We start from the raw sequence: 14,264 nt of genomic DNA on the forward strand, positions 1-14,264 counted from the left end.
GGTTACCTGCGGACTTGGGTGCGCGCTCGCAGGTCGACTGGCCGGTTGGTCTTCTTTCATCGCGAAAGCGAATACGGGATTTTGCGTAGAATGATGGGATGGGAATTGGTTCGCAGCACCGATGGCCGACGCGGCCCGCAGCTCGCGGCAGTGCTCCTTGGAACCACGATCCTTGCCGGCCTCCCGGCCCATGCCCTTGCGCAGAGCACGCCTGCACCGGCGCCCGCTCCCGCCGCGGCTCCGGCGGTTCCCGAAGGACAGCCGATCCAGACCATCGTGGTCAAGGGCGCCGAGCGTCTCGAGGCGCAGACGGTGCTGTCCTACGTCAAGCTGCGCGTGGGCCAGACCTACACCAAGGCCGCCGCCGACCAGGCGCTCAAGGATCTCTACGCGACCGAGCTGTTCAAGGACGCGCAGATCAGCAACGACGGCGGGATCGTGACGATCCAGGTTCAGGAGAACCCTGTCGTCAACCGCATCATCCTTGAAGGCAACAAGCGCATCAAGGACGACAAGATCCTTCCCGAGATCAAGGTCGCCCCGCGCCAGATCTTCACGCGCTCCAAGATCCGCGCCGACGTGGCGCGCATCATCGAGCTGTACAAGCGGCAGGGCCGCTACGCCGCTACGGTCGAGCCGAAGATGGTGGCGCTGGACCAGAACCGCGTCGACATCGTCTTCGAGATCACCGAGGGCGACAAGTCCAAGGTCCGCCAGATCAACATCATCGGCAACGAGCACTTCTCCGACGGAGAGCTGCGCGGCGAGATGGTGACGAAGCAGTCGCGCTTCACCCGCCTGTTCAGCTCCAGCACCAGCTACGACCCCGATCGCATGGCGTTCGACCAGCAGAAGCTGCGCCAGTTCTACCTGACGCAGGGCTATGCCGACTTCCGCGTGGTGTCCGCCGTGGCGGAGCTGACGCCGGACAAGAAGGACTTCATCATCACCTACGTGGTGGAGGAAGGCCAGCGCTACAAGTTCGCCGACGTGAAGGTCGAAAGCCAGCTGCGCGACTTCGACGGCGAGAAAATCGCCAAGAACCTGCCGATGAAGAGTGGCGACTGGTACAACGCCAAGCTCGTCGAAGACACCATCGACAGCCTCAACGAGACCGCCGGTGCGTTCGGCTACGCGTTCGCCGACGTGCGTCCGCAGTACGATCGCGACAAGGAAAACCTCACCATGGGGTTGACCTTCGTGATCCAGGAGGCCCCGCGCGTCTACGTCGAGCGGATCGACATCAACGGCAACACGCTGACGCAGGACAAGGTCGTGCGCCGCGAGTTCCGCCTGGCCGAAGGCGACGCGTTCAACTCGCTCCAGGTCAAGCGCTCGACCAACCGCATCAAGTCGCTCGGCTACTTCCAGGAGAAGTTCGAGGTCGAGCAGAAGCCCGGCAGCGCCGAGGATCGCATCCTGCTGGAAGCCAACGTCGAGGAGAAGCCGACCGGCGAGCTCCAGCTTTCGGCAGGCTTCTCGAGCCTCGAGAGCTTCATCTTCCAGGCCTCGATCCGCCAGCGCAATTTCCGCGGCCGCGGCCAGACGGTGGGACTTTCGGGCAGCATCTCGCGCTACTCGAAGAGTGTCGAGGCGAGCTTCGTCGAGCCGTACCTGTTCGACAAGAACATCTCGATGGGCGTGGACGTCTACCGCCGCGACTACAACAGCTTCAACTACTACAACTCCGATCGTAACACGACCTACGAGCAGTCGACCACCGGCTTCCAGGTCCGCGCCGGCGTGCCGCTGACCGAGTACCTGACCGCGGTGGGCCGCTACACGCTGAACTACGACGACGTGAGCCTGGACAAGGACACCTACTATTCCTACCGGCTCGACTCGACGCAGCTCACTTGCGACCCGCTCTACGCTGGGCGCTACCTGTGCGACGCGATCGGCAAGCGGCTGAGCTCGATCGTCGGCCTCTCGGTGATCTACGACACCCTCGACAACCGGGTGCGCCCGACCCGCGGTCACACCGCATCGGTCAACGTCGACTTCGCCGGTCTGGGCGGGGACGTGAAGTACGCGCGCATCCGCGCCAATGCGTCGAAGTTCTTCCCGCTGGGGAAGGGCTTCATCTTCTCGCTCTCGGCCGAAGGCGGCGCGATCAAGGGGCTGGGCGGCGACGACGTGCGCCTGACCGATCGCTTCTACCTGGGCGAACCGCAGATCCGCGGCTTCGCGATCCGCGGCGTCGGTCCGCGCGTCTTGCGCAAGTACCTGACCGATTCCGACGATGCCGACAGCATCCCCGATACCCCATCCACCAAGCGGAGCGAGTGGTCCGACGACGCGCTTGGCGGCAACTACTACTACATGGGGCGTGCCGAGCTGGAGATTCCGCTGGGTTCGGGCGCGCGCGAAATGGGCCTGCGCCCCTCCATCTTCGCCGACATCGGTGCTGTATGGAGCGTCAAGCAGCCGCAGCTCACGCAGTGCAACCCGGGTTGTACGCCGACGTACTACCCGAACAACGCCGACGGAACGCCGAACAAAAGCGGATCGCCGGTCACGACCCCGACGGATCCCACGACCGGGGCGTCGCTGACGCCGACCGGAAGCTACGCTTACCAGTTCGTCGAGGAATTCGTTGGCGATACCGTTAAGCCGCGCGTTGCCGTGGGCATCGGTGTAAACTGGAACTCGCCGTTTGGTCCGTTCCGAATCGACTTCTCGCGCGTCCTCCTGAAGCAGGAGGGCGACGATCCCAAGGCCTTCACTTTCAACGTGGGAACGCAATTCTGATGACTACCATGACCAAGACCGTCGCGATGGCCGCCGGCCTCGCGCTTGCCGCCATCACCGCGCAGCCCGCGCTGGCCCAGAACACCGCTGCCACCGGGACCATCGTCCCCGGCCTCGGCGTCGCAAGCTTCGATGCCGTGATCGCTAACTCCAACGCCTTCCGCAATGCGGAGCAGCAGCGCCAGACCACCTACAAGGCGCAGTACGACCAGGCCCGCACCCGCAACGACGCGCTGAACGCCCAGATCAAGCCGCTGGTCGACAAGTTCAATGCCGATCGTCAGGGCGGCAAGGTCGGCCAGGCGGCGCTCGAGCAGCAGGCCGGCGCGATCCAGCAGATCCAGGAGAACGGCCGCGCCGAGCTCCAGCGCATCCTGCAGCCCGTCTCGCTGTCGCAGGCCTATGTCAACGAGCAGATCGAGGACAAGCTGAACGACGCGGTCAAGGCGGCGATGACCAAGAAGAAGGTCTCGCTGCTGCTGTCGCCCGACGCGATCCTCGCGGTGAACGGTGGCGCCTACAACCTCAACCAGGACATCCTGAACGAGCTGAACACCGCGCTGCCGTCCGCACAGCTGGTCCCGCCGGCCGGCTGGGAGCCGCGCCAGGTCCGCGAGCAGCGCGCACAGGCCGCGGCCGCGCAGGGCCAGGCCGCTCCGGCCGCCGCCCCCGCGGCCCAGCCCTCGGGCCGCTGATCCGATCGCCGGAGCAGAGCGGATGAGCGAAGAGACCGCGCCGGCCTACGACACGGCGAAGATCCTAGCGGCGCTGCCGCACCGCTACCCGATGCTGCTCGTCGACCGCGTGGTCTCCATCTCCGAGGAGGAGGGGATCCACGCGGTCAAGGCGGTCAGCTTCAACGAGGACTTCTTCCAGGGCCACTTTCCGGGCCGCCCGATCATGCCGGGCGTCCTCCAGATCGAGGCGCTGGCCCAGGCGGCGGGCATTCTCGCCATCGAGAGCCTCGGTCTCGCCGGGACCGGCAAGCTGGTCTACTTCATGGCGATCGAGGAAGCGAAGTTCCGCAACCCGGTGACGCCTGGGCACTTGCTCGACCTCCGCGCAGGCTTCGTCCAGAAGCGGGCGCGCGTGTGCAAGTTCTGGGGCAAGGCCTCGATCGGTGACAAGGTGACCTGCGAGGTGAACTTCACCGCCATGATCGCCGACGCCTGAGGGCAGGCGACGGGGCGGCGAGCCCTTGCAATTTGGCGGCCTCGCCTGTAAGGGCGCCGCTTTCCAAGGCAGGCCGGTCGGAACCGGCCACATGCGAAAGAGACAGACCATGAAGGCCGATACGCATCCCGACTACCACATGATCACCGTGCAGATGACCGACGGCACCACCTTCCAGACCCGTTCGACCTGGGGTTCCGAAGGTGACACGCTGGTGCTGGACATCGATCCGACCTCGCACCCGGCCTGGACGGGCGGCAAGCAGCAGCTGCAGGAAGGTGGCCGCGTGGCTCAGTTCAACAAGCGTTTCGGCGGTCTTTCGCTCACCAAGAAGTGATCGGATCGGCGCCCGCGCGCCGAACCGCACCCGGAAACACGAAGAAGGCGGCTCTGGCGAGCCGCCTTTTTTGTTTCCGCTCCATGGCTGCGGAACTTCGGCCGTACCGAGGCGATTGCCTTTCGCATGCAGCTGCTTAGGCTCCGCCTCAGTGAAGGGGCGCGACTTTGTCCAATGGGCATGCCGCACCCCCGCATCCCGTCGAGCAGACCGGGCCATCCGGCCCACCGAAGAACCGGAGATCGAGATGAACCGCAGCTCCCCCATCCTCGCAGTAATCGCTTCAGCCCTGGCCCTGGGTACCGCCGGCACCGCGTGCGCGCAGGATGCCCACGCCCGGCACGCCGCCAAGACCGCGCCGGCCGCAGCCCCGGCCGCCTCGTCTGCGCCGATGGTCCATGCCGACGTGATCGGTGCGGACGGCAAGGCGATGGGCATGGTGATGCTCAAGGAGACGCCGGCGGGCGTGCTCATCAGCGCCGACGTCAAGGGGCTCCCCGCCGGCGAGCATGGCTTCCACTTCCACCAGAAGGGGGTGTGCGAGCCTGACAAGAAGTTCGAGACCGCGGGCGGCCACTTCACAGGCGGCGATCACCAGCACGGCTACCTCGTCGCGCAGGGGCCGCATGCCGGCGACATGCCCAACCAGCACGTCGGCACCGACGGCCTGCTCGAGACGCAGGTGCTCAACACCGGGGTGACCCTGTCCGCCGGGCCGAAGTCGCTGTTCGACGCCGACGGCTCGACCCTGGTGATCCACGCCAATGCCGACGATTACGCCAGCCAGCCTTCGGGCAACGCCGGCGGTCGGCTGGCCTGTGCGGTGATCAGCAAGGCGAAGTGAGCCTGCCGCGAATCGCCCGAGGGCGAGGAGATCTGCGGGCGCGACCTTGTGTCGCACGCCCGCGTTTTTCCCGCTAAGCGGGGTGGCCGGCGGTCCGGGGTGATCGAAGCTCCGGACTCACCCCCAGGGCCTTTCGCGATACCATTGCGTTATCACGTACTTGCGCCCCTTGCGCACCTTCATCGCGTGGTGGAGCGTCGCCGGGTTCGGGCTGCCGTCGGGGCGACGGTTGTTCCATCCGACCAGCTTGCCGGCCTCGGGCTGGATCATCTTGTCGATGACCTTGAAGCGGGTGGCGCCGCCGGCCTCCACTGCGTTGAGGTAGATCATGAAGGTCCAGGTGCGCTGTCCGGATACGGCGCAGTACTTGTCGTAGTCCGAGGCGCCCGGCTCGAAGTAATCGGTGTGGCCCTTGAACTCCTGGCCGGGCTCGTAGCGCTGGCCCTGGAGCGGCTCGGCATAGGCGAGATCGATGCCGGACAGCCGGGACAGCGACGCGGCGAGGTCGGCCACGATCGGGATCTCGCGCGGGAGGTCGCAGGTGGAGCTCGTGCGGAAGTTGGTGTCGCCGTTGAAGTCGGCGACCGTGGACGGCCGGTGATTCGCCTCGATCAGCGCGATCAGCGCCTCGCAGCGTTCGCGCGGCAGGAATTCGCGCATGATGAACAGGTCGAGCCGCGAGGAGGGGAAGCGCTGGACGTTCGCGCGCGACAGCAGCTGCGCGGAAGATGATTCGCCGGGTCCGGTCATGACCGGACCTTAGACACCGGCTCGTCCGCAGAAAATCGCGCGGTTGACCGCCGCTGCGGAATTTTTGCTTTGCAAGACGAGCCGCCTTGTGCAAAGGCGCGCTTCCGCACGGGGCCGGCGCCAACGCCCGCCCTGCAGCGGTTGCGGCGTCCGCCCGGTGAGCGGACGATGCGTGTGGCGATCGTAGCTCAGCTGGTTAGAGCGCCGGTTTGTGGTACCGGAGGTCGTGGGTTCGAACCCCATCGATCGCCCCATTTTCCCTGTATTTGGCAGCAGGATACGGAAACGGCGTCGGCGGGGCGAAAACGCGCCGGGTTGATCTGAGTCACTTGCTCCTTTCCCATCGCTCTATAGAAGCGCGCCTGTCATGCACGGCTTTGCCAATCCTGCCCGCTTCCTGCGCATCGCGCGCTGGCTCATGCCGCTGTGCATCGGGCTGGGGCTCGCGGTCGCGGCGCTCGCACTGGGCTGGGGCCTGTTCTTCGCGCCGGCCGAGAAGCTGCAGGGCGAGACGGTGCGTATCATGTACCTCCATGTCCCCTCCGCCTGGCTGGGGATGGCGGGCTGGATGGCGATCGCAGGCGCCAGCTTTGCGGAACTGGTCTGGCGTCATCCGCTCGCCGCCATCGCCGCGCGGGCCAGCGCGGTGCCCGGGGCGGTGTTCACCGCGGTCTGCCTGCTGACCGGCTCGCTCTGGGGCCGTCCTGCCTGGGGCACCTGGTGGGTGTGGGACGGGCGGCTGACGAGCATGCTGGTGCTGCTGTTCCTCTACTTCGGCTGGATGGCGCTCGCGCAGGCAAGCGAGAGTGCCGAGGGCGGGCAGAGCAAGGCGCCGGCGATCTTCGGACTGGTTGGCGCGGTGAACATCCCGATCATCCACTATTCGGTGATCTGGTGGAACGCGCAGCACCAGCCGCCGAGCATCACCGCCGGCAAGTCGGCGATCGCCGGCGCGTTCCTGTGGCCGCTGCTGCTCGCGACCCTGGGCTTGACCCTGGTCTTCGCCGGCTGCGTGCTGGCACGCATGCGGGCGCTCCTGGCCGAGCAGCAGGCGCAGGCACGGCTGCGCCGCAGGGCGCTGGCCGAAGTGGAAGCGTTCTGATGCGCGAGGCGATGGATCCCTGGACCTTCGTGGTCGCCTCTTACGTCGTCGGTGTCGGCGCGACGCTGGGCTTGGTCGCCTGGTCGCTGCTGACGATGCGCCGCTCCGAACGGCGCCGTGACGCCGCGAGGAAGCGCTGATGGCGGTTGCGGTCAAGGCCAAGCACCAGCGGCTGGTGCTGCTCGTGGGAGCGCTCGTGGTGCTGGTCGGCGCGGCGCTGCTGGCCGCCTGGGCGCTGCGCAACCAGGCGAGCTATTTCTACGTCCCGAGCGAGATCGTGGCCCGGCCGCCGGAGCCCGATCGCGCGGTGCGCCTGGGCGGCATGGTCGAGCGCGGCTCGCTCAAGACGGCCAGCGACGGCGTGACGATCCACTTCGTCGTTCAGGACGGGAAGGCGCGGGTGCCGGTCACCTTCCGCGGCATCGTCCCCTCGCTCTTCGTAGAGGGCTCGGGGGTGGTCGCCGAGGGGCGCATGGGCACGGACGGCGCCTTCGTCGCCGACAACCTGCTTGCCAAGCACGACGAGAACTACGTCCCGCGCGAGATGCAGGACATGAGCAAGGAACAGGCGCGCAAGGTGGTGGCCGAGACGCAATGATCGCCGAACTCGGTCTCGCCGCTCTCTGGCTCGCCGCGGCCCTGGCGGGTCTGCAACTGCTGGCCGGATGCCTGGGGCTGACCGCCCGTGGGGCGGTGCTCGGCGATGCCGTGCGGCCGGTGGCGGTGGTGCAGGGCGTGCTGGCCCTGATCGCGTTCGCGTGCCTCATCGCCGTCTTCGCGGTCACCGACCTGTCGGTCAAGCTGGTGGCGCTCAACTCGCACTCGATGAAGCCGCTGGTGTTCAAGGTCGCGGGCGCCTGGGGCAACCACGAGGGCTCGATGCTCCTGTGGGTGACGGTGATGGGCATGGCCGGCGCCTTTGTCGCGCTGGTGGAGCGGCGCCTTCCCGAACGGACCATGCGGGCCACGCTGGCCGGGCAGGCCTTCGTCAGTCTGGGCTTCTATGCCTTCCTGCTACTGGCCTCCAACCCGTTCGAGCGGCTCTCCCCGGTGCCGGCGGAGGGCAACGGCCTCAACCCGCTGCTGCAGGACCTTGGCCTCGCCTTCCATCCGCCGACGCTCTACCTGGGCTACGTCGGCCTCTCGGTCGCCTTCAGCTTCGCGATCGGTGCTCTCGTCACGAGGGAGGTGGGCCCCGCCTTCGCCAAGGCGATGCGGCCCTGGGTGCTGGGCGCGTGGATCTTCCTGACGCTGGGCATCACCGCCGGCTCCTACTGGGCCTACTATGAGCTCGGCTGGGGCGGCTGGTGGTTCTGGGACCCGGTCGAGAACGCCTCGCTGATGCCCTGGCTCGCCGCCACCGCGCTGCTTCACTCGGCCAGCGTGCTCGCCTCGCGCAACGCGCTGCGCGCCTGGACCGTGATGCTGGGCGTCGTCGCCTTCTCGATGTCGATGATCGGCACCTTCCTCGTGCGCTCGGGTATCCTGACGAGCGTCCACGCCTTCGCCGTCGATCCGCAGCGCGGCACGTTCATCCTCGTGCTTCTGGCGATCTACATCGGCGGCGCCCTCGCGCTGTTCGGCCTGCGCGCCGCCACCGTGACCGAGGGCGAGCGCTTCGCTCCGGTGAGCCGGGAGGGCGCGCTGGTCTTTAACAACGTGATGCTCTCGGCAATCCTGGGGATCGTGCTGTTCGGCACGCTCTATCCGCTGGTGGCGGAAGCGATGGGGGCCAAGGTCTCGGTCGGGCCGCCCTACTTCAACCCTATGGGCGCGCTGTTCGCGGTGCCGATGCTGGTGGTGCTGGCGGTAGGGCCGCTGCTGCGCTGGCGGCGGGACACCTTCGCGCGGGTGAGAGGTGGCCTCGTCATTCCGGCGCTGCTGGTGGCAGCCATCGCGATCGTGCTGGTGGCGATCGGCGGCGTGGCGCTGCTGCCGTTCCTCGGCCTCGCGCTTTCGGCGGGTCTTGCCTGGGCGAGCGTGCTGCCGCTCAAGGGCCGCAACCTGCGCCGCACCCCGCTTGCTATCTGGGGCATGGTGCTCGCGCACCTCGGCGTCGCCATCTCGCTCTTCGGCATGAGCAGCGAAAGCGCCTTCTCGGTCGAGAAGCTGGTCGCTGTGCGCATCGGCGAGGTCACCGAGGTCGGACCCTGGGGTGTCAAGCTCGACACCGTGGAACCGGTGGCCGGGCCCAACTGGACGGCGCTCGAGGCACGCCTGCTGGTGCGTTACGGCGCCGACGGCAAGGTCACGCGGATGCTGCCGCAATCGCGCAGCTTCTGGGCGCCGCCGCAGCAGACGAACGAATCGGCGCTGCTGACGCGCTGGAACGGGCAGCTCTACGCCGTGCTGGGCGGCGAGGCGCCGGGGGCGCAGGGCGAGGGGCGCTGGCAGCTTCGCCTGTGGTGGAAGCCGTTCGCGCCGCTGATCTGGATCGGAGGGGTCATCATCGCCCTGGGAGGACTGCTGGCGTTGCTGGGCCGCGTCGCGGCGGACTTGCGGCGCATTTCCGCCAGGGACAAGATCGCCTACCGGCGCGAGAGGCAGGGACGATGAGCACGCAACCCGAGCGCGGTACCACCAGGGCCCCGCGGTGGGCGATCTGGCTGCCGCTGGCGCTGTTCCTGGGCTTCGTGGCGCTGGTGCTGGTCGGGCTCTACCGTCCGGCCGACCGCAACGTCGCCAGCGCCCTGGTCGGCAAGCCGATGCCGCGGTTCGTCCTGCCGCCGGCGCTGCCCGGGCGTCCGGGGCTCGACAGCAAGATCCTCGCGAACGGCAAGCCGCACCTCGTCAACATCTTCGCGAGTTGGTGCGTGCCGTGCCGCGTGGAGGCGCCGCAGCTCGGCGCGCTGGCGAAGGCGGGCGTGCCGATCGAAGGGATATCGGTGCGCGACACGACCGAGAACCTCCAGGCCTTCCTGGAGGAGAACGGCGACCCCTTCCAGCGCATTGGCGCCGACGACGATGGCCGTGTCCAGCTCGCGCTCGGCTCGTCGGGAGTGCCGGAGACCTACGTCGTCGATGGCAAGGGAACCATCGTCTACCAGCACATCGGCGACATCCGGCCCGAGCACCTCGAACTGCTGCTCGCAAAGCTGAAGGAGGCGCAGCGGTGAGGCGCCTGCTGATCCTCGCCGCGCTGGTTGCCGCGGTTCCGGCGATTGCGCAGGAGGAGCAGTCCACCGCGCCCTATGCCTATCGCCAGCTCGACGACCCGGCGAAGGAGGCGCGGGCGCAGGACCTGATGGAGACGCTGCGGTGCCTCCAGTGCCAGGGCCAGTCGATCGCCGATTCGGATGCGCCGATCGCCGGCTCCATGCGCTCGCTGGTGCGCGAGCGGATCGCCCGCGGCGAGGAGCCCGAGGCGATCCGCGCCTGGCTGATCGAGCGCTACGGCGACTACGTCAGCTATGCCCCTCAGCTGACCGGCCTTACCTGGCCCCTCTTTGCGGTGCCGGCGGCGCTGCTGCTGCTGGCCTTCCTGCTGCTGCGGCGACGGTTTTCGGGCAAGGGCGGGGCGCGGTGACCTGGATCCTCGTCCTCGGCCTGGCGCTCCTGGTGCTGGCGGTGCTCGTCTTCGCGCTCAAGGTGCCGCGCGGCGCGCGCGAGGCGGTCGCTTCGGCGCTGCTCCTGGGCATCGCGGGCTACGTCACGCAGGGAAGCCCCGGCCTGGCCGGCGCGCCCAAGGAAGGGCGCGAGGCGATCTCGTCCGATCCGACCGCCATGGTCGAGGCCCGGGCCAAGGTCACCAACAGCGGCATTCCGCCCAACAACCGCTGGGTGGTGATCGCGGACGGACTGGCGCGCAACGGCCAGTTCGCCGATGCCGCCGAAGTCCTGCGCGGGGCCGTGGAGACCAACCCCAAGAACGCCGAGGCCTGGCTGGCGATGGCCAACGCGCTCGTCGCCCATGCCGAGAACACCCTGACCCCCGCGTCGCTCTACGCCTATCGGCGGGCGATCGCTGCGGACCCCGACGCGCCCGGGCCGCCGTTCTTCCTCGGCCTGGCCTATGCACAGGAGGGCCGCCTGGGAGAGGCGCGAGCGCTCTGGGCGGACCTTGTCGCCCGCGCGCCGGAGAAGGCCGCATGGCGCGCGCCGCTGGCCGCGCAGCTCCAGCGCCTCGATGCCGCCATCGCCGCGCAGAAGCGCGAATCGGTCTCCGTTCAGGGCGAGCTGCCGCTTCCCTGAATGGTACATGGCCGTGCGGGCACCGCGGCCACAGTATCGTTGCCTGCCCCCATCCATGCTGCTAACGGCCTCGCCTTGCCGCAGCAGCGAATGCGCCTCTGCGAGTCCACGACAGGACGCTTGAATGAGTGATGCAACAGCGGACACGTCCTACGTCCCATCGACGGTGAGCGATTCTCCGACGCAGGGGCAAGGGCACGGCTCCGGCAATATCACCAAGCTGGCCCTGGGGGCGGTCGGCGTCGTGTTCGGCGACATCGGCACCAGCCCGCTCTACGCCTTCCGCGAGACCTTCGTCGGCCCGCACCCGCTGGCGATCGACGAGCTGCACATCCTGGGCGTGGTCAGCCTGATCTTCTGGTCGATGACGCTGGTCGTCTCGGTCCAGTACGTCGGCGTGCTGATGCGCGCCGACAACAAGGGGCAGGGCGGCAGCCTGGCGCTCGTCGCGCTCATCTCGGGCGTCATCCGCAAGTCGCGCTATAGCCCCCTCGTGGTGCTGCTGGGCGTCTTCGCGACCTCGCTGTTCTACGGCGATTCGATGATTACGCCGGCGGTCTCCGTGCTCTCGGCGGTCGAGGGCCTGACCGTGGTCCAGTCCAGCCTCGCGCCCTTCGTGCTGCCGATCGCGCTGGTGCTGCTGATCGCGCTGTTCGTCATCCAGAAGAGCGGCACGGCGCGGATCGGCGCGCTGTTCTCGCCGATCATGGTGATCTACTTCCTCACGCTGGCGGTGCTGGGCATCTACCACCTGGTGCAGATGCCCGAGGTGCTGGTGGCGCTGAACCCGTGGTACGCGGTCCAGTTCTTCCTGACGGACAAGATCCTCGGCTTCCTCGCGCTCGGCTCGGTGGTGCTGGCGGTGACCGGCGCGGAAGCGCTCTACTCAGACATGGGCCATTTCGGCCGCGGGCCGCTGCGGCTCTCGTGGTTCGGCGTGGTCATGCCTTGCCTGCTCATCAACTACTTCGGCCAGGCGGCGATGATCCTCGGGCTGGACGACGCGCAGGCGGCGGTGGCGATGGAGAACCCGTTCTTCAATCTCGCACCCGAGTCGCTGCGCCTGCCGCTGGTGATCCTGGCGACCTGCGCCACCTTCATCGCCAGCCAGGCGGTGATCTCGGGCGCGTTCTCGATCACCCACCAGGCGATGCAGCTCGGCTTCATCCCGCGCCTCTCCACCCGCCACACCAGCGAGCACGAGGTCGGCCAGATCTACATCCCGTTCGTGAACTGGGCGCTGATGACCGGCGTGATCGTGCTGGTGCTGGTGTTCCAGAACTCGTCGAACCTCGCCTCCGCCTACGGCATCGCGGTGACCGGCGCGATGCTGATCGACACCTGCCTGATGGCGGTGCTGGTCATCGTGCTGTGGAAGTGGAAGCTGTGGCTGGCGATCCCCTTCATCGTGGTGTTCTTCGTTGTCGACGGCGCCTACTTCGCCGCGAACGCCACCAAGGTGCCCGATGGCGGCTGGTTCCCGCTGTTGATCGGCGGCGTCGCGTTCACGCTGCTGACCACCTGGAACAAGGGCCGGCGCCTCATGCGCGATCGCATGACCGAGGCCGCGCTGCCGCTCAACGTCTTCGCCAAGAGCGCCCATGGCAGCGCCGCGCGGGTGCCGGGCACGGCCATCTTCATGGCCTCCACCAACATGGGCGTTCCTTCGGCGCTGCTGCACAACATCAAGCACAACAAGGTCCTGCACGAACGGGTGGTGGTGCTGACGGTGGAGGTGCAGGACGCACCCTACGTGGAGCCGAATGAGCGCTTCACCGTCGCCGACCTCGGTCAGGGGTTCTACCGCATGACGCTGCGCTACGGCTTCATGGAGGAGACCGACATCCCCGCTGCGCTGGCGCACGCGCCGATGTGCGGCGGTCCGTTCGAGATGATGAAGACCAGCTTCTTCCTGTCGCGCCAGACGCTGGTCCCCTCCGAGAAGCCCGGCATGGCGATCTGGCGGGAAAAGCTCTTCGCGTGGATGATGCGCAACGCCGCCAGCGCGATGGAGTTCTTCCGCCTGCCGACCAACCGCGTGGTCGAGCTGGGCAGCCAGCTGGAGATCTGATCCGGCATCAGCCGTCCTGAACCTTCCGCCTGCTCGTGCATTGTGCCGGCGGGAGCGAGGCAGGAGCATGGCGATGACGAAGTTCGGGTACAAGCTGATGACCGAGGAGCACGGGCCCAAGGCGCTCGTGGCCAATGCCGTTGCGGCGGAGCGGGCGGGCTTCGACTTCGTCTCCATCTCGGACCACTTCCACCCCTGGCTGGAGGCGCAGGGCCATGCCCCGTTCGCATGGAGCGTGCTCGGCGCCATCGCCCACGCAACCGACCGGATCGGCATCACCACCGGGCTGACCTGCCCCATCATCCGCTACCATCCGGCGATCGTCGCGCAGGCGGCGGCGACCGTCGCGATCATGAGCGACAACCGCTTCAGCCTCGCCGTCGGTGCCGGCGAACGCCTCAACGAGCATGTCACCGGCGCGCTCTGGCCCTCGACGCCGGTGCGCCACGCGATGCTGGGAGAGGCGGTGGATATAATGCGCCTGCTGTGGGACGGCGGCCTCCACAGCTTCGAGGGCGCCTTCTTCGACCTCGACCATGCGCAGCTCTACGATGCGCCGGAGCAGCCGATCACCGTTACCATCGGCGTGAGCGGCCCCCGCTCGGTCGAGCTTGCCGCCGAGAAGGCCGACGGCATCATGGCGACCAGTCCCGAGGCCGAGCTGATCGAGCAGTTCGCGTCCGAATCGGGCAAGTCCGGCCCGGCCTACGGAGAGTGCACCGTGGCGTGGGCGGCGAGCGAGGAGCAGGGGCTGAAGAACGCCCACGAGCGCTTCCGCTTCAGCGCCTTCGACTGGTCGGTGAACAGCGAGCTGCGCGACGTGGCGGGCTTCGAGGCCGCGTCGAAGTACGTGCGTCCCGAGGACCTGAAGGATTCGATCACCGTCGGCCCCGACCCCGAAGCGCACCTTCCCGCCATCCGAAAGTGGCTGGATGCGGGCTTCGACCATGTCGTGCTGACCTGCCCGGGCGACGACCAGGAGGGCTTCATCGCCTTCTGCGAGAAGGAACTGTTCCCCCGGCTGCGCTGAGGCGGCGGGAGCCCG

15 protein-coding genes and 1 tRNA gene are annotated in these 14,264 nt (G+C 67.8%); 15 read left to right on the top strand and 1 reads right to left on the bottom strand.

The window, feature by feature from the left end; translation table 11 throughout:
• The first annotated feature begins 90 nt into the window (after window positions 1–90).
• The 5 genes from bamA (at window position 91) to ACFFJC_RS14255 (ending at window position 5,105) form a co-directional block, all read left to right on the top strand.
• Window positions 91–2,751, top strand: coding sequence for an outer membrane protein assembly factor BamA (gene bamA, locus ACFFJC_RS14235; protein ID WP_379488143.1), 2,661 nt, complete (start codon window positions 91–93; stop codon window positions 2,749–2,751).
• Window positions 2,751–3,446: an OmpH family outer membrane protein gene (locus ACFFJC_RS14240; RefSeq protein ID WP_379488144.1), complete on the top strand. Its 696-nt coding sequence runs from the start codon at window positions 2,751–2,753 to the stop codon at window positions 3,444–3,446. The genes bamA and ACFFJC_RS14240 overlap by 1 nt, the downstream gene beginning before the upstream one ends.
• A 22-nt stretch (window positions 3,447–3,468) precedes the next feature.
• Window positions 3,469–3,924 carry a 3-hydroxyacyl-ACP dehydratase FabZ gene (gene fabZ, locus ACFFJC_RS14245; protein WP_379488145.1) on the top strand — a complete coding sequence of 152 codons (456 nt, stop codon included), beginning with the start codon at window positions 3,469–3,471 and terminating at the stop codon, window positions 3,922–3,924.
• A gap of 109 nt (window positions 3,925–4,033) precedes the next feature.
• A complete protein-coding gene (gene rpmE, locus ACFFJC_RS14250; RefSeq protein WP_379488146.1) occupies window positions 4,034–4,261 on the top strand; it encodes a 50S ribosomal protein L31 in 228 nt (75 codons plus the stop codon).
• A 247-nt stretch (window positions 4,262–4,508) separates the two neighbouring features.
• On the top strand, window positions 4,509–5,105 hold the full coding sequence (locus tag ACFFJC_RS14255) for a superoxide dismutase family protein (RefSeq protein ID WP_379488147.1): 597 nt from the start codon (window positions 4,509–4,511) through the stop codon (window positions 5,103–5,105).
• Between the two features lie 117 nt (window positions 5,106–5,222).
• Here the strand turns inward: ACFFJC_RS14255 and ACFFJC_RS14260 are convergent, their stop codons facing one another.
• The gene (locus ACFFJC_RS14260) at window positions 5,223–5,855 is read right to left on the bottom strand and encodes a prolyl hydroxylase family protein (protein WP_379488148.1); all 633 of its coding nucleotides are present in this window, start codon (window positions 5,853–5,855) and stop codon (window positions 5,223–5,225) included.
• Between the two features lie 177 nt (window positions 5,856–6,032).
• On the opposite strand from ACFFJC_RS14260, the gene ACFFJC_RS14265 reads away from it, so the two are divergent.
• The 10 genes from ACFFJC_RS14265 to ACFFJC_RS14310 all read left to right on the top strand — a co-directional run bounded on the left by ACFFJC_RS14265 (window position 6,033) and on the right by ACFFJC_RS14310 (window position 14,249).
• A tRNA-His gene (locus ACFFJC_RS14265) sits at window positions 6,033–6,109 on the top strand.
• 113 nt (window positions 6,110–6,222) lie between these two features.
• Entirely contained in the window at window positions 6,223–6,957 is a 735-nt protein-coding gene (ccmC, locus tag ACFFJC_RS14270) for a heme ABC transporter permease CcmC (RefSeq protein WP_379488149.1), read from the top strand.
• Window positions 6,957–7,097, top strand: coding sequence for a hypothetical protein (locus tag ACFFJC_RS14275; protein ID WP_379488150.1), 141 nt, complete (start codon window positions 6,957–6,959; stop codon window positions 7,095–7,097). The genes ccmC and ACFFJC_RS14275 overlap by 1 nt, the downstream gene beginning before the upstream one ends.
• A complete protein-coding gene (ccmE, locus tag ACFFJC_RS14280) occupies window positions 7,097–7,555 on the top strand; it encodes a cytochrome c maturation protein CcmE (RefSeq protein ID WP_379488151.1) in 459 nt (152 codons plus the stop codon). Before ACFFJC_RS14275 ends, ccmE begins: the two co-directional genes overlap by 1 nt.
• A complete protein-coding gene (locus ACFFJC_RS14285; RefSeq protein WP_379488152.1) occupies window positions 7,552–9,513 on the top strand; it encodes a heme lyase CcmF/NrfE family subunit in 1,962 nt (653 codons plus the stop codon). The genes ccmE and ACFFJC_RS14285 overlap by 4 nt, the downstream gene beginning before the upstream one ends.
• Window positions 9,510–10,073 carry a DsbE family thiol:disulfide interchange protein gene (locus ACFFJC_RS14290; RefSeq protein WP_379488153.1) on the top strand — a complete coding sequence of 188 codons (564 nt, stop codon included), beginning with the start codon at window positions 9,510–9,512 and terminating at the stop codon, window positions 10,071–10,073. Before ACFFJC_RS14285 ends, ACFFJC_RS14290 begins: the two co-directional genes overlap by 4 nt.
• A complete protein-coding gene (locus ACFFJC_RS14295; protein ID WP_379488154.1) occupies window positions 10,070–10,483 on the top strand; it encodes a cytochrome c-type biogenesis protein in 414 nt (137 codons plus the stop codon). Before ACFFJC_RS14290 ends, ACFFJC_RS14295 begins: the two co-directional genes overlap by 4 nt.
• On the top strand, window positions 10,480–11,148 hold the full coding sequence (locus tag ACFFJC_RS14300) for a tetratricopeptide repeat protein (protein ID WP_379488155.1): 669 nt from the start codon (window positions 10,480–10,482) through the stop codon (window positions 11,146–11,148). The genes ACFFJC_RS14295 and ACFFJC_RS14300 overlap by 4 nt, the downstream gene beginning before the upstream one ends.
• Before the next feature lie 124 nt (window positions 11,149–11,272).
• Window positions 11,273–13,219 (top strand): potassium transporter Kup, encoded by a 1,947-nt coding sequence (locus ACFFJC_RS14305; protein ID WP_379488156.1) that lies wholly within the window; start codon window positions 11,273–11,275, stop codon window positions 13,217–13,219.
• A 73-nt stretch (window positions 13,220–13,292) separates the two neighbouring features.
• A complete protein-coding gene (locus ACFFJC_RS14310) occupies window positions 13,293–14,249 on the top strand; it encodes a TIGR03557 family F420-dependent LLM class oxidoreductase (RefSeq protein WP_379488157.1) in 957 nt (318 codons plus the stop codon).
• Window positions 14,250–14,264: the final 15 nt, after the last annotated feature.

Origin of the sequence: Novosphingobium soli (assembly GCF_042432915.1) — a bacterium.
Taxonomy (GTDB): Bacteria; Pseudomonadota; Alphaproteobacteria; order Sphingomonadales; family Sphingomonadaceae; genus Novosphingobium; species Novosphingobium soli.

Bases quoted from the DNA above. Each gene is read 5' to 3' on its own strand.
- fabZ (WP_379488145.1), top strand. From the start codon at position 3,469: ATGAGCGAAGAGACCGCGCCGGCCTACGACACGGCGAAGATCCTAGCG.
- ccmC (WP_379488149.1), top strand. From the start codon at position 6,223: ATGCACGGCTTTGCCAATCCTGCCCGCTTCCTGCGCATCGCGCGCTGG.
- ACFFJC_RS14255 (WP_379488147.1), top strand. From the start codon at position 4,509: ATGAACCGCAGCTCCCCCATCCTCGCAGTAATCGCTTCAGCCCTGGCC.
- ACFFJC_RS14290 (WP_379488153.1), top strand. From the start codon at position 9,510: ATGAGCACGCAACCCGAGCGCGGTACCACCAGGGCCCCGCGGTGGGCG.
- ACFFJC_RS14240 (WP_379488144.1), top strand. From the start codon at position 2,751: ATGACTACCATGACCAAGACCGTCGCGATGGCCGCCGGCCTCGCGCTT.
- ACFFJC_RS14305 (WP_379488156.1), top strand. From the start codon at position 11,273: ATGAGTGATGCAACAGCGGACACGTCCTACGTCCCATCGACGGTGAGC.
- bamA (WP_379488143.1), top strand. From the start codon at position 91: ATGATGGGATGGGAATTGGTTCGCAGCACCGATGGCCGACGCGGCCCG.
- rpmE (WP_379488146.1), top strand. From the start codon at position 4,034: ATGAAGGCCGATACGCATCCCGACTACCACATGATCACCGTGCAGATG.
- ACFFJC_RS14275 (WP_379488150.1), top strand. From the start codon at position 6,957: ATGCGCGAGGCGATGGATCCCTGGACCTTCGTGGTCGCCTCTTACGTC.
- ACFFJC_RS14310 (WP_379488157.1), top strand. From the start codon at position 13,293: ATGACGAAGTTCGGGTACAAGCTGATGACCGAGGAGCACGGGCCCAAG.
- ccmE (WP_379488151.1), top strand. From the start codon at position 7,097: ATGGCGGTTGCGGTCAAGGCCAAGCACCAGCGGCTGGTGCTGCTCGTG.
- ACFFJC_RS14260 (WP_379488148.1), bottom strand. From the start codon at position 5,855: ATGACCGGACCCGGCGAATCATCTTCCGCGCAGCTGCTGTCGCGCGCG.
- ACFFJC_RS14285 (WP_379488152.1), top strand. From the start codon at position 7,552: ATGATCGCCGAACTCGGTCTCGCCGCTCTCTGGCTCGCCGCGGCCCTG.